Genomic DNA, 12,985 nt, shown 5'->3' on the forward strand with positions numbered 1-12,985 from the left:
CTCGACAATCGGAGTTACCCATGCCAATCACCCGCCGCGCCGCGGTCGCCGGGCTGACCGCCGCCCTGTCGCTCGCCAGTCTCGCCGCCGCCGGACTCGGCACCGCGCCGCTCGCGCGGGCCGCGGAACCGGTCCTGTTCGGCGTCTCCGGGCCCCTGACCGGGCCGAATGCGCAATATGGCGCCCAGTGGAAGCAGGGCTTCGACCTGGCGCTCGACGAGATCAATGCGGCCGGCGGCATCGGCGGTCGGCCGCTCGCCTACCGCTTCGAGGACAGCCAGAGCGATCCGAAGCAGTCCGTCGCCATCGCGCAGAAATTCGTCGCCGATCCGACGATCGTCGCCGAACTGGGCGACTTCTCCAGCCCGGCCTCGATGGCGGCCACGCCGATCTACCAGCGCGCCGGCCTGCTGCAGTTCGGCTTCACCAACTCGCATCCGGACTTCACCAAGGGCGGTGACTTCGCCTGGTCGAGCTCGGTCAGCCAGGCCGAGGAGCAGCCGCTCGTCGCCGACTTCGCGGTCCGCTCGCTCGGCCTGAAGAAGCTCGCAGTGCTCTATCTCAACACCGATTGGGGCCGGACCTCGAAGGACATCTTCGTCAAGGCCGCCAAGGATTTCGGCGCCGACGTGGTGGTCGCGGAAGGGTACCAGCCCGAGGAGAAGGACTTCCGCTCGACGCTGGTCCGCGTGCGCGATGCCGCGCCGGACGGCATCGTCCTGATCTCCTACTATGCCGACGGCGCGCTGATCGCCCGCCAGCTCGGAGCCGCCGGCCTGAAGCAGCCGGCGGTGGCCGTCAGCTCGGTCTATTCGCCGAAATTCCTCGAACTCGGCGGGGACTTCGTCAACGGCATCTACACGCCGGCCCGCTTCTTCCCCGAGGATCCGCGCCCGCACGTCAAGAAGTTCGTCGAGACCTTCAAGGCGCGCTACGGCAAGGAGCCCGACGCCTTCAACGCCTATGCGTATGACGCGCTGCACCTCGTCGCCGCCGCCGCGAAGGTCGGCGGACCGACCCGGACGGGCGTGCGCGACGGGCTCGCCAAGATCAAGGACGTGCCGAGCGTCATCTTCGAGAAGGCGACCTTCGACGCCGCGACGCGCCGTATCGCCGGTGCGCCCTCCGTGAAGCTCGTCGTCAAGGACGGTCGCTTCACCCTGTGGGACGGCGCCAAGACCAACTGAGCGACCCCCGCACAGTCCCGCGGCCGGTGCCGACATTTCCGGTGCCGGCCGGCGCAAAGCCTCCCACCGTGGGCCAGCCGACGTGACCAGTTTCCTCGACCATACGATCAACGGCCTGGTGGTCGGCAACATCTACGCGCTGCTCGCCGTCGGCCTCGCGCTGATCTTCGGCGTCAGCCGGCTGATCAACTTCGCCCACGGGTCCGTCTATGTGGTCGGCGCCTATGTCGGGCTGATCGCGGTGGCGCATCTCAAACTGCCGTTGCCGCTCACCATCCTGGCCGTGGTCGTCGGCACGGGCGCGCTCGGCATCCTGATCGAGCGCGTCGGACTGCGCCCGCTCGCCCATTCGGTCCGCATCGCGCCCCTTCTGGCGACGATCGGCATCAGCTTCGTCATCGACCAGCTGATCCAGCTGACCTTTTCGCCGGACCCGCAGGCCCTGCCGAGCCTGGTGCCCGACTGGCGCTTCACGGTCGGCGGCGTGACCGTCGGCGCGCTCGACCTCGTCATCGCCGGCATCGGCGTCACCAGTGCGGCGCTGCTCTACGGCTTCCTGACCTTCACCCGGCTCGGCTGGGCGGTGCGTGCCACCGCCCAGGACCGCGACGCCGCCCGCCAGATGGGCGTCGACGTGGATGCCGTCAACCGCGCCGTCTTCGCCATCGCGTCGGCGCTCGGCGGCCTGTCCGGCCTGCTGGTCGGCATGTACTACAACTATATCAGCCCGGCCATGAGCTTCCAGGCGACGCTGAAGGGCATCGTCGCCGAGGTGGTCGGCGGCGTCGGCAACGTGCCCGGCGCCGTGGTCGGCAGCCTGCTGCTCGGCCTGACCGAGAGCTACGGCATCGCGCTGCTCGGCACCACCTACCGCAACCTGTTCGCCTTCGTGCTGCTGGTGCTGATCCTGGTCCTGAAGCCGAACGGGCTTTTCGCCTCCAACCGCCAGCTGCCGCCGGAGCCGATGACCGGCACCTTCGTGGCGCCGAGCCGGCCCCTGAAACTGCCGGCTTCCGCGCTGGCCGGGCTGACGGTCGCGGCCTTCGCACTGCCGCTCGTCGTCACGACCCCCTATGTCCTGCAGACGCTCTCCAATGCCTGGCTCTACGCCATGCTCGGGCTCAGCCTGACGCTGGTCGCCGGGACGGTCGGCCAGGTGTCGCTCGGCCATGCCGCGCTGCTCGCCATCGGCGGCTATGTCTCGGCCCTGCTCGCGGTCGATCTGGGCCTGCCGGTGATGCTGGCGATCCTGGCTGCCGGCCTCGCCACCGGGGCGATCGGCACCGTGCTGGTCTCGCCCGCCTTCCGGCTGCGCGGCCACTATGTCTCCATCGCCACCCTGGCGATCGGCGAGATCGTCGGCCTCGTCATCCTGAACTGGGAAAGCGTGACGCGCGGGCCGATCGGCGTCTCCGGCATCCCGCCGATCGAGATCGCCGGCATCCCGCTCTATTCGGCCGCCGCGACCTACTGGTTCACGCTGGCCGTCATGGTGGTGCTGGCGCTGCTGCAGGCGAAACTGCTCGCCTCCCATCTCGGCCGGACGCTGCGCGCCATCCGCGAGGACGACGTCGCGGCCCGCTCGCACGGCATCGCGCTGTCCCGCTACAAGGCGATCGCCTTCGGCTTCGGCGGCTTCGCGGCCGGCATCTCCGGCGCGATCACGGCGCATCTCTATTCCTACATCAACCACGAGACCTTCAACGCCCAGATCTCGATCCTGGCGCTGACCATCGTGATCCTCGGCGGCATGGGCAACGTGCTCGGCGCCATCGTCGGATCGGTCGCGCTGATCGGCCTGCCGGAGCTGTTCCGGATCACCGCCGAATACCGGATCCTGATCTACGGCATCGCGCTCCTGCTCCTCGTCCGGTTCCGCCCGCAAGGGTTGCTCGGAACCGTGTGACCGCGAAGGAAAGCCATCCATGTCCACGCTCGCCGACTATCTCGCCCAGAAGCGCGCCGCCCTGGCGGCGCTGCGCAAGAAGTTCACCACCCCCGGGGGCCGGGCCGGTGACGCTCGGCGCCAAGGTCTCGGCCGAGGGCCGCAGCGGTGTCCGCCGCATCCGCATCCGCGATTTCCAGCTCGTCTCCGACAGCCCGCCCGACTTCGCCGGCTACAATCTCGGACCGGGCTCGCCCGAACTGCAGCTCGGCGTGCTCGGCTCCTGCCTGACCCATACCTGGCTGATCCAGGCCGCCGACCGCGGCGTGCCGCTCGACAGTCTCGAGATCGATGTCGCCGCCGAAATCGATCCGCGCGGCAACCTGCTCGGCCAGGACGGCATCCCGGTCTTCCCGCACAACATCCGCTACACCGTCACGATCGCCTCGCCGGCCTCCGAAGAGGATCTGGCCGGCCTGGAGGCGGCGGTCGACCGGGCCTGCCCGATCCTCAATCTCCTGCGCAATCCCCAGGCCGTCACCGGCCGGATCGCCCGGAAAGCCACGGTCGCCGTCGATGCCGAAGCTGCTTGAGGTCCGTGGCCTCGTCCGGCGCTTCGGCGGCCTGACCGCCGTCGACGGCATCGACCTCGATGTTGCCGAGGGCGAAATGGTCAGCGTGATCGGGCCGAACGGGGCCGGCAAGACGACGCTCTTCAACCTCGTCACCGGGCTCGACCACCCGGATGACGGGTCGGTGCGGCTCGCCGGCGAGGACGTGACCGGGCTGGCGCCCGAGGCGCTCGCCCGCCGCCGGGTCGCGCGCACCTTCCAGCACGGCCGCGTCTTCGGCAACCTGACGGTCATGGACAATGTCCTGATCGGTGCCCACACGCGCCTGAAGGTCGCCCGGCCCGGCTGGCCGATCCTCGGCGCCGTCGCCGAACTCGGCCGGGCGCTCTTCGGTGTGTTCGAACCGGCCGTTGAGGAATACGCCCTCAAGGCCGAAGCGCGCGAGATCCTGAAACTGTTCGGCGACCGGCTCCTGCCGCGGCAGGATCAGCCGGCCTACAGCCTGTCCTATGCCAACCGGCGCCGCGTCGAGATCGCGCGGGCGCTGGCGCTGAAGCCGCGCATCCTGTTCCTGGACGAACCGACGGCCGGCATGAACCCGACCGAAACCAACGAGATCATGGAGATCGTCCGCGGCCTCAAGGCGACCGGCCTGACCATCGTGCTGATCGAGCACAAGCTCGACATGGTCATGCGCCTGTCCGACCGGATCGTGGTCATGGACGACGGCGCCCGGATCGCCGAGGGGCCGCCGTCCGCCGTCCGGCACGATCCGAAGGTGATCGCCGCCTATCTCGGCCACGGCTCGGTCGGTGGGGCCGATGACAGGGCGGCGGGCGCCGTCGCGGAGCCGCGCCTGAAAGCGGTCGCGGGAGGCCGGGCATGAGAGACGACATCCTCACCCTGTCGGGCATCGACACCCATTACGGACCGATCCAGGTCCATTTCGGCCTCGATATCGCGGTCCCGCCCGGCGCGATCGTCTGCCTGCTCGGCGGCAACGCCTCGGGCAAGTCGACCACCATGAAGGTCATCCTCGGCCTGCAGCGGCCGAGCGCCGGCACGGTCACCTTCGACGGCCGGCGCATCGACGGCCTGCCGACCCCGGCGGTGATCGGCCGCGGCATCGCCTCGGTGCCGGAGGCGCGGCGGTTGTTCGGCGCCATGACGGCGGCCGAGAACCTGCGCATGGGCGCCTATCTGCGCCGCGACGCGTCGGCGGTGGCGGAAGACTTTGAGACCGTCCTCGATCTCTTTCCACGGGTGCGCGAACGCCTCACCCAAAAGGCCGGCACGCTGTCGGGCGGCGAGCAGCAGATGGTCGCCATGGCGCGCGCCCTGATGGGCCGGCCGCGGCTGATCTGCATGGACGAGCCGACCATGGGGCTTTCGCCGCTCTGGGTCGACCGCGTGCTCGACCTGATCGCCGGCATCCGCGACCGCGGCACGACCGTCTTTATGGTCGAGCAGAATGCCAATCTGGCCCTGCAGATCGCCGACCGCGGCTACGTGCTGCAGACCGGCCGCATCGTCCTGTCCGGGCCCGCCCGCGATCTCCTGACCGATCCCCGCATCCGCGACGCCTATCTGGGCGGCGCCGAAGCCGCCTGAGGAGGCGTCCATGTCGTTACGGCTCGACCATCTCGTGGTGCTGGTCTTCGATCTCGACGAGGCCGTCGCCGACTACCGCAAGCTCGGCTTCACGGTTCAGATCGGCGGCGATCATCCCGACGGCATCACCCACAACGCCCTCGTCGCCTTTGCGGACGGCAGCTATCTCGAACTGATCGCCTTCCGCCGGCCCGCGCCCGACCGACGCTGGTGGCGGGTCGGCCAGTCGATCGGCGAAGGGCTGGTCGACATGGCTCTGCTGCCGGCCGACACCGCCGGTGCTGTCGGGCAAGCCGCGGCGCGCGGGCTCGTCTATGACGGGCCGACGCCGGGCGGCCGGACGCGGCCGGACGGGGGGCGTCTCGCCTGGACCGTCGCGCGGCCGCGCAGCTTCGATCTGCCGTTTCTGTGCGGCGATGTGACGCCGCGTGCGGAGCGGGTGCCGGCTGGCGCGGCGACCATCCATCCGAACGGCGCGCTCGGCATTGCCAGCGTCACCATCGCGGTCGCCGATATGGCGACCAGCCTCGCGCGTTGGCGGGCGCTTCTCGGCACGGAGGGGCCGCCGGCCGAGATCGTCACCGTGGCGGGGCTGGGACAGGTCATTGCCACGCTCGCGGTCGGCGCGAGCAGAATCGTTCTCGTCTCCACATCCGATGCACGCGGACCGGCCGGAGAGGCCATCGCCCGCCACGTCGCCGCTCGCGGGGAAGGACCCTATGCGGTGGGCTTCGGTGGACCTGCCGGGACCGGAGAACGGGCTCGCTCGAACCGGCTTGCGGCGCACGGATTGCGCTTCGAGTGGGTTGACGATCCCGCGGCCCCGGCCGTTGCGCGACCGCCGACCGACGCGGTGGCCTGACGCAGCCGCCTGATCCCGTTCGGGCGAAGCCGGGCTCGCACCCTGCCGCCCGCTTCCCCACGGCCGGAGGGGCGGCCGTGCAATCCGTCCCCCAGCTAAGGACCGCTGACCATGACCAAACGTCTCGGCTTCTTCACCCGGCTTCTTGACGACGCGCCGGCCGGCGAACGCTACCGGCTCGCCGCCGAGCAGATCATCGCGGCCGAACGCGCCGGCTACGACAGCGCCTGGATCGCCCAGCACCATTTCCACGAATGGGAGGGCGGGCTGCCATCGCTCTTTCCCTTCCTCGGCTTCGTCGCCGCGCGAACGTCGCGAATCCGGCTCGGAACGGGTGTCGTCACCTTGCCGATGGAGGCTCCTGTGCGGGTCGCCGAGGATGCGGCGGTGATCGATCTCCTGTCCGGCGGGCGGCTCGAAGTGGGCGTCGGGACCGGCGGCACGCCGGCCTCCTTCCGCGCCTTCGGGCATGCCTTCGAGGATCGCGGCGCGGTCTATGCCCGCCATCTCGAAACGGTCCTCAAGGCCTGGCGCGGCGAGCCGCTCGGCGATGCGGAGAACCGGCTCTATCCAGCCACGCCCTGGCTCGCCGGCCGTGTCTGGCAGGCGACCTTCTCGGTTGCCGGTGGCATCCGCGCGGGCCGGGCCGGCGACGGGCTCCTCCTGTCGCGCACCCAGCCGCGCCCCGCCGGCGAACCCGCGCTGGCGCTGGACACCATCCAGAACCCGATCGTCGACGCCTATCTGGCGGCCCTGCCGGATGGCGCCGCGCCGCGCATCATGGCCTCGCGCAGCCTCTTCGTCGCCGAGGATCGGACCGAAGCCCTGCGCCTCGCCGAAAAGGGCCTGCGGCGCGTCGTCGACAAGTTCGTCGCCAACGGTCACCAGCTGCGCGGCCCGACGCTGAAGGATCTGATCGAGACCTTCGACGTCCATGTCGGGACGCCGGACGACGTGATCGAGAGCCTGTCCGGCGACACCATCCTGACCCGGGCGACCGACCTCGTCTTCCAGGTCCATTCCGTCGATCCGCCGCATCCGCTGATCCTGCGGTCGATCGAACTGACCGCCGAAAAGGTCGCCCCCGCGCTGGGCTGGCCGGGTCCCGCCGCGGCCCCCGAGGCCGGCCGGCGTGTCGTCAACTTCCGCTGATTGGAGCCCCCCATGGCCATCGCTGACGTCATCGACCTTCTGGCCGGCATCAGGCCCGGATCCCGCCTCGACCGGATCCGGCGCGAACGGCCGGACGCCCGCGCGCAGTCGCAGGAGAGCTGGCGCGCGCTGTTCGAGCCGGTCCATTTCGGCCCGGTCAGCGTCACCGAGCGCTTCGCCGTCGCCGCCTTCGTGGCCGCCCTCGGCGGCGAGCCGGCGGCGCGGCTCTTCTATGCGGGAACGCTGGAGCGGCTCGATCCGGACCTCGCCCGCACGGTCGCGATCGTGGCGGAAGCCGGCGCGACGACCGGCCCCTATGGTGGCTACCCGCAAGGTCCGCTCTCGGTCGAGGATCGGGACGGCCCGAGCTTCGCGGTGCCTTCGCCGCATCGCGCCGCGCTCGGACGCCGGCTGACCGCCGCCTTCGAGCACGCGCATCTGCTCGTCTTCCATCCCCGCGATGCGGCGCCGGCGTCGCTGCAGAAGCTGCTCGATGCCGGCTGGACCACGCCCGGCATCGTCACGCTGTCCCAGCTCGTCGCCTTCCTGTCGTTCCAGATCCGCGTCGTCGCCGGCCTGTCCGCTCTCTTGGCGGCAGACGCCACATTGGCGGCCGATGCCGCATTGGCGGCCGATGCCGCATTGGCGGCCGATGCCGCATTGGCGGCCGATGCCGCATTGGCGGCCGATGCCGCGCGCACCGTCGAGGAGCCTGCCTGATGCCCGGAACCGCGCTGACCCATCCCGACTATCGCGGACCCAATGCCTTCGTGCGGGCCGAACTCGGCTGGCTGCCCTGGCTCGAACCGCTGGCCGAAGCCGACCTGACGGATCGTCATCGCGCCGGTCTGGTCGATCCGTCCCGGGCGAAGTCGCCCTATTTCATGCTGCTCGCCCACGATCCGGACGTGCTCGGCGCCCGCACCCGCACCGACAAGGACATCTTCTACAATACGAGCTCTGGCCTGCCTCGCGCCGACCGGGAGATCGCCGCGACGGCTACGTCCCGGGTCAACGGCTGCATCTATTGCGCCTCCGTGCATGCCCGCTTCGCGACGACCCATTCAAAGCGCGGCGTCGATGTCGACCGGCTTCTGGACGAGGGTGTCGGTGCCGATCTCGACCCGCGCTGGAATGCGATCGCAACGGCCGCGGCGGCCCTGGCCCGGACCCCCTCCGCCTTCGGTGCGACCGACATCGCCGCGCTCCGCCAGGCCGGGCTCGACGACACCGAAATCGTCGACACCATCCTGGGCTCCGCCTTTTTCAACTGGGCCAACCGCCTGATGCTGTCCCTCGGCGAACCCGTCGCCGTCGACGCGTGAAAGGCCTGAGCGGTCCGGGCGCACTGGGTCGGTTCGGGCGGTCGAAGCTCGGACCGGCTCCTTGATTCCGTCGGGTCGGAGCCTGCTCTAGATTCATTGGCTTGAGCCAGCCCTTTTCGGACAGATCGCTTCGATCTGTCCGGACCGGCGCTAGGTTTGCGTACCCGCATTCAAGGACGAGCCGCCGTCACATGACCCGTGAAATCCTCATCAATGCTTTCGCGATGAACGCGCCCGGCCATCTGTCGCCCGGGCTCTGGCGGCATACCGCCGACCGCTCCGCCGACTATCGTCACATCCGCCACTGGGTCGACCTCGCCAAAACGCTCGAACGCGGGTTGATCGATGGGCTGTTCATCGCCGATGTGGTCGGCGTCTACGACGTCTATGGCGGGTCGGTCGATGCGGCGGTGCGCGGCGGCGTGCAGGTGCCGGTCAACGATCCCTTGCAACTCGTTCCCGCCATGGCCTATGCGACCGAGCATCTCGGCTTCGGCGTGACGGCCTCGGTCTCGTTCGAACATCCGTTCCCTTTCGCCCGGCGCATGTCGACCCTCGACCACCTGACCGGCGGCCGGGTGGGCTGGAACATCGTGACCTCCTATCTCGACAGCGGCGCGCGCAATCTCGGCCAGGCCCGGCAGGCCGGCCACGACGACCGCTACGATGTCGCCGACGAGTATCTGGAGGTGGTCTACAAGCTTTGGGAGGGCAGCTGGGCCGACGATGCCGTCCTGCGCGACCGCGCCTCGGGTATCTTCGCGGACCCGGCCAAAGTCCGGCCGATCCGGCATGACGGCCCGAATTTCAAGGTGCCGGGCATCCATCTCTGCGAGCCCTCGCCGCAGCGCACGCCCGTGCTCTACCAAGCCGGAGCCTCGAGCCGCGGCCGCCGCTTCGCCGCGCGCCATGCCGAATGCGTCTTCGTCGGCGGGCCGACCATCCTGATCCTGAAGCGCATCGTATCCGATCTGCGCGCCGCTGCGGTCGAGGCCGCCCGCCGGCCGGACGACATCAAGATTCTCAACATGCAGACCGTCATCCTCGGCCGAACCGATTCGGAGGCCGAGGACAAGGCCGCCGACTACCGGTCCCTCGTCGACCACACCGGAGCGCTTGCGCTTCTGTCGGGCTGGACCGGCGTCGACCTCTCCACCTACGGGCTCGACGAACCCTTGCGCCATGTGAAGACCGAGGCCGGGCAATCGGCGCTGGAATCCTTCACCACCGCCGATCCGGACCGGCAATGGACCATCCGCGAACTGGCGCAATGGTGCGGCATCGGCGGGCGGGGGCCGGTCCTGGTCGGCTCGGCCCGGACCGTTGCGGACCAACTGCAGCACTGGATCGCCGAGACCGATGTCGACGGCTTCAACCTCGCCTGGGCGGTCAATCCCGGTACCTTCGAGGACATCGTCGACCTCCTCGTGCCCGAACTCCAGCGCCGTGGTGCCTACAAGACGGCGTACCGGCCCGGCACCTTGCGCGAAAAACTGTTCGGTGACGGCCCGCGGCTCAATGCGCGCCACACCGGAGCCGGGTTCCGCACGCTGCCCTGAAGGGTCAATTTTCGATATTGTCGACCGGAATAATCGGAATTCCCGAAACGGCGCTCCAGCGGAAAGCCGATCCGCCGAGGCGCCACCAAAACAGGCAGCGATTTCTCGACCGCGGCCTCAGCTCCCCGCATGATCAAGCCTCACGACGTGGCGCCGGCCACGCGACCACCGGGACTGCCATGAGCTTCGTGCCGCAAAACTTCGAGATTGGGACCCCAGTATCCCCGGTATCGGCGATGATCGCCCTCAAGGGGGTCTCCAAGGTCTATCCGGCGACGCGGACGAGCGCGTCCGTGACGGCGCTGGATGCGGTCGATCTGACCATCGGGACGGGCGAAATTTTCGGCGTCATCGGCCGTTCGGGCGCGGGCAAGTCGACGTTGATCCGGACCATCAACGGGCTTGAAACCCCGACCGGCGGATCGGTTGTTGTCGATGGCGTCGAGATCACCCGTCTGGCCGCGCGTCCCCTGCGCGAGGCCCGCCGGGGCATCGGCATGATCTTCCAGCATTTCAACCTGCTGTCCTCGCGCACGGCCTATCAGAACGTCGCGCTGCCGCTCGAACTGGCGGGACTGTCGGCGGCCGAGATCCGCGCCCGCGTCGAGCCCATGCTGGATCTCGTCGGTCTCGCCGACAAGCGCGACCGCTTCCCGGTCGAATTGTCGGGCGGCCAGAAGCAGCGCGTCGGCATCGCCCGTGCGCTGGCGACCCGGCCCAAGGTGCTGCTCTCTGACGAGGCGACCTCGGCGCTCGATCCGGAGACGACGCGCTCCATTCTGGCGCTCCTGAAGCAGGTCAATCGCGATCTCGGGGTCACGATCGTGCTCATCACCCACGAGATGGCGGTGGTGCGGGAGATCTGCGACCGGGTCGGCGTGATCGAGGCCGGACGGATCATCGAGCAGGGCAAGGTCTTCGACGTGGCCACCAGGCCCCGGACCGAAACGGCCCGCAGCTTCCTGGCCGAGTTGAACGGCGCCGCCTTGTCGCCCTCTCTGGTCGCGCGGTTGCGGCAGGACCCTTGCGGCACCTGCCGGACCGTGTTCCGGCTGACCTTTTCCGGCCCGCTCGCCGACGATCCGATCATCACCCGCCTCGCCCGCCACCTCGATACCGACGTGGCCATCCTGAGTGCGCGCGTGGAGGAGATCGCCGGCCGGCCCTTTGGCACCATGATCGTGACCATCGACAACGCGCATGGCGCGAGCGGGGCGGCCGAAGGCTTCCTCCGCTCGGCCGGCATCGAGACGGAGAAACTCGGCCATGTCGCCTGACCTCCTCGCCCTGATCGGCCGCTCGGCGCTCGACACGCTCTACATGGTGACGATCGCCTTTGCCCTCGGCACGGCCTTCGGCGCCCCGCTCGGCATCTTTCTGGCGACATCCGGCAAGGGCGAACTCTTTGCCGCCCCGGTCGCCAACCGGATCCTGGGGGTGATCGTCAACGCGACGCGCTCGACTCCCTTTATCATCCTGTTGGTGGCAATCATCCCGCTGACGCGGCTGATCGTCGGCACCTCGATCGGCACGACGGCAGCGATCGTGCCGCTGACCATCGCGGCGGCGCCCTTCATCGCCCGCATCGTCGAGGCGGCGGTCCGCGAGGTCGACCACGGCCTGATCGAGGCGACACTCGCCATGGGGGCCACGCCCCTGCAGGTGGTGCGCAAAGTGCTCGTTCCCGAGGCGTTGCCCGGCATCGCCCTTGGGCTGACGCTCACAATCGTCAGCCTGATCGCAAATTCGGCCATGGTCGGCGCGGTCGGCGGCGGCGGGCTCGGCGATCTGGGGATCCGCTACGGCTACCAGCGCTTCATGCCGGAGGTCATGGCCGCCGTCGTGGTGGTGCTGATCGTGCTCGTCCAGGTCGTCCAATCCGCCGGCGAGGCCCTCGCCCGCCGGGTCAACAAGCGCATTCGCCGGGCCTGACGCCCCGCGCCGATTCCCTTCACGCTCTCGCCCGACGCGGACGGACCCAGTCCGCGAACCACAGCGCCATGTCCCCTCACATAAGGAAAACCGGATGTCCCTGATCCGTCTCACCCGCCGCGCTGCGTTCGGCCTCTTCGGCGCCACCCTCCTCGCCGGCGTCGCGCCGGCCTCCGCCCAGACGGTGATCCGCATCGCCGTCACCCCTGGCCCGCATGCGCAGATCCTTGAGGCCGTGAAGCCGATCGCCGCCAAGAAGGGGATCGAGCTCAAGATCATCGAGTTCTCCGACTATGTCGTGCCCAACCAGGCGCTCGACGCCGGGGAGATCGAGGCCAACTCGTTCCAGAACCAGCCCTATCTCGACAACCAGGTGAAGGATCGCGGCTACAAGATCGTGCCCGTCGGCCTGACCGTGAATTTCCCGCTTGGCATCTATTCCAAGAAGTACAAGAGCTGGGCCGAGGTGCCGGATGGCGCCAAGATCGCGATCCAGAACGATCCGACCAATGGCGGCCGCTCGCTCCTGCTCCTGCAGGACAAGGGCGTGATCAAGCTGAAGCCGGGCGTCGGCTACAAGCCGACCGTGCTCGACATCGCCGATAACCCGAAGCGCCTGCAATTCATCGAGATCGACGCCGCGCAGACGCCGCGCGCGCTCGACGATGTTGCGGCCGCCGCGATCAACACCAACTACGCCACCCAAGCCGGGCTCGATCCGGTCAAGGACCCGATCCTCAAGGAGGATCCGAAGGGCCCCTACGTGAACCTGCTCGCCGTTCGCGCCGCCGACAAGGACAAGCCCTGGGTCAAGGAATTGGTCGCCGCCTACCAGACGCCAGAGGTGAAGGCTTTCGTGCTCGAAAAGTTCAAGGGCGCCGTGTTGCCGGCCTGGTGAGC

At 69.2% G+C, this 12,985-nt stretch carries 13 protein-coding genes; all 13 read left to right on the forward strand.

All coding sequences use genetic code 11. The features are described 5' to 3' along the window. Positions 1-20 precede the first annotated feature (20 nt). The 13 genes from ABB55_RS22540 (at position 21) to ABB55_RS22600 (ending at position 12,983) form a co-directional block, all read left to right on the forward strand. Entirely contained in the window at positions 21-1,187 is a 1,167-nt protein-coding gene (locus tag ABB55_RS22540; protein ID WP_054360826.1) for an ABC transporter substrate-binding protein, read from the forward strand. Positions 1,188-1,269: 82 nt separating this feature from the next. After that, positions 1,270-3,093 carry an ABC transporter permease gene (locus ABB55_RS22545; protein ID WP_054360827.1) on the forward strand — a complete coding sequence of 608 codons (1,824 nt, stop codon included), beginning with the start codon at positions 1,270-1,272 and terminating at the stop codon, positions 3,091-3,093. Positions 3,094-3,200: 107 nt separating this feature from the next. Continuing rightward, positions 3,201-3,665 carry an OsmC family protein gene (locus ABB55_RS22550; protein ID WP_244472100.1) on the forward strand — a complete coding sequence of 155 codons (465 nt, stop codon included), beginning with the start codon at positions 3,201-3,203 and terminating at the stop codon, positions 3,663-3,665. Beyond that, a complete protein-coding gene (locus ABB55_RS22555) occupies positions 3,649-4,530 on the forward strand; it encodes an ABC transporter ATP-binding protein (RefSeq protein ID WP_054360828.1) in 882 nt (293 codons plus the stop codon). The genes ABB55_RS22550 and ABB55_RS22555 overlap by 17 nt, the downstream gene beginning before the upstream one ends. Further along, a complete protein-coding gene (locus ABB55_RS22560; protein ID WP_054360829.1) occupies positions 4,527-5,255 on the forward strand; it encodes an ABC transporter ATP-binding protein in 729 nt (242 codons plus the stop codon). The genes ABB55_RS22555 and ABB55_RS22560 overlap by 4 nt, the downstream gene beginning before the upstream one ends. Before the next feature lie 10 nt (positions 5,256-5,265). Beyond that, positions 5,266-6,117 carry a VOC family protein gene (locus ABB55_RS22565; protein WP_054360830.1) on the forward strand — a complete coding sequence of 284 codons (852 nt, stop codon included), beginning with the start codon at positions 5,266-5,268 and terminating at the stop codon, positions 6,115-6,117. Between the two features lie 111 nt (positions 6,118-6,228). Next, the gene (locus ABB55_RS22570; RefSeq protein WP_054360831.1) at positions 6,229-7,269 is read left to right on the forward strand and encodes a putative FMN-dependent luciferase-like monooxygenase; all 1,041 of its coding nucleotides are present in this window, start codon (positions 6,229-6,231) and stop codon (positions 7,267-7,269) included. Between the two features lie 12 nt (positions 7,270-7,281). Further along, positions 7,282-7,989, forward strand: a complete 708-nt coding sequence (locus tag ABB55_RS22575; RefSeq protein ID WP_083463859.1) for a CMD domain protein — start codon at positions 7,282-7,284, stop codon at positions 7,987-7,989. Beyond that, positions 7,989-8,594: an alkylhydroperoxidase domain protein gene (locus ABB55_RS22580; RefSeq protein WP_054360832.1), complete on the forward strand. Its 606-nt coding sequence runs from the start codon at positions 7,989-7,991 to the stop codon at positions 8,592-8,594. Before ABB55_RS22575 ends, ABB55_RS22580 begins: the two co-directional genes overlap by 1 nt. Positions 8,595-8,785: 191 nt before the next feature. Beyond that, the gene (locus tag ABB55_RS22585; RefSeq protein WP_054360833.1) at positions 8,786-10,153 is read left to right on the forward strand and encodes an LLM class flavin-dependent oxidoreductase; all 1,368 of its coding nucleotides are present in this window, start codon (positions 8,786-8,788) and stop codon (positions 10,151-10,153) included. A 236-nt stretch (positions 10,154-10,389) separates the two neighbouring features. Next, the gene (locus ABB55_RS22590; RefSeq protein ID WP_054360834.1) at positions 10,390-11,430 is read left to right on the forward strand and encodes a methionine ABC transporter ATP-binding protein; all 1,041 of its coding nucleotides are present in this window, start codon (positions 10,390-10,392) and stop codon (positions 11,428-11,430) included. After that, positions 11,420-12,085, forward strand: coding sequence for a methionine ABC transporter permease (locus ABB55_RS22595; RefSeq protein ID WP_054360835.1), 666 nt, complete (start codon positions 11,420-11,422; stop codon positions 12,083-12,085). Before ABB55_RS22590 ends, ABB55_RS22595 begins: the two co-directional genes overlap by 11 nt. Before the next feature lie 94 nt (positions 12,086-12,179). Next, positions 12,180-12,983, forward strand: coding sequence for a MetQ/NlpA family ABC transporter substrate-binding protein (locus ABB55_RS22600; protein WP_054360836.1), 804 nt, complete (start codon positions 12,180-12,182; stop codon positions 12,981-12,983). The last annotated feature ends 2 nt before the right edge of the window (positions 12,984-12,985 follow it).

The sequence above is a fragment of the Prosthecodimorpha hirschii genome (assembly GCF_001305515.1).
Lineage (GTDB): Bacteria > Pseudomonadota > Alphaproteobacteria > Rhizobiales > Ancalomicrobiaceae > Prosthecodimorpha > Prosthecodimorpha hirschii.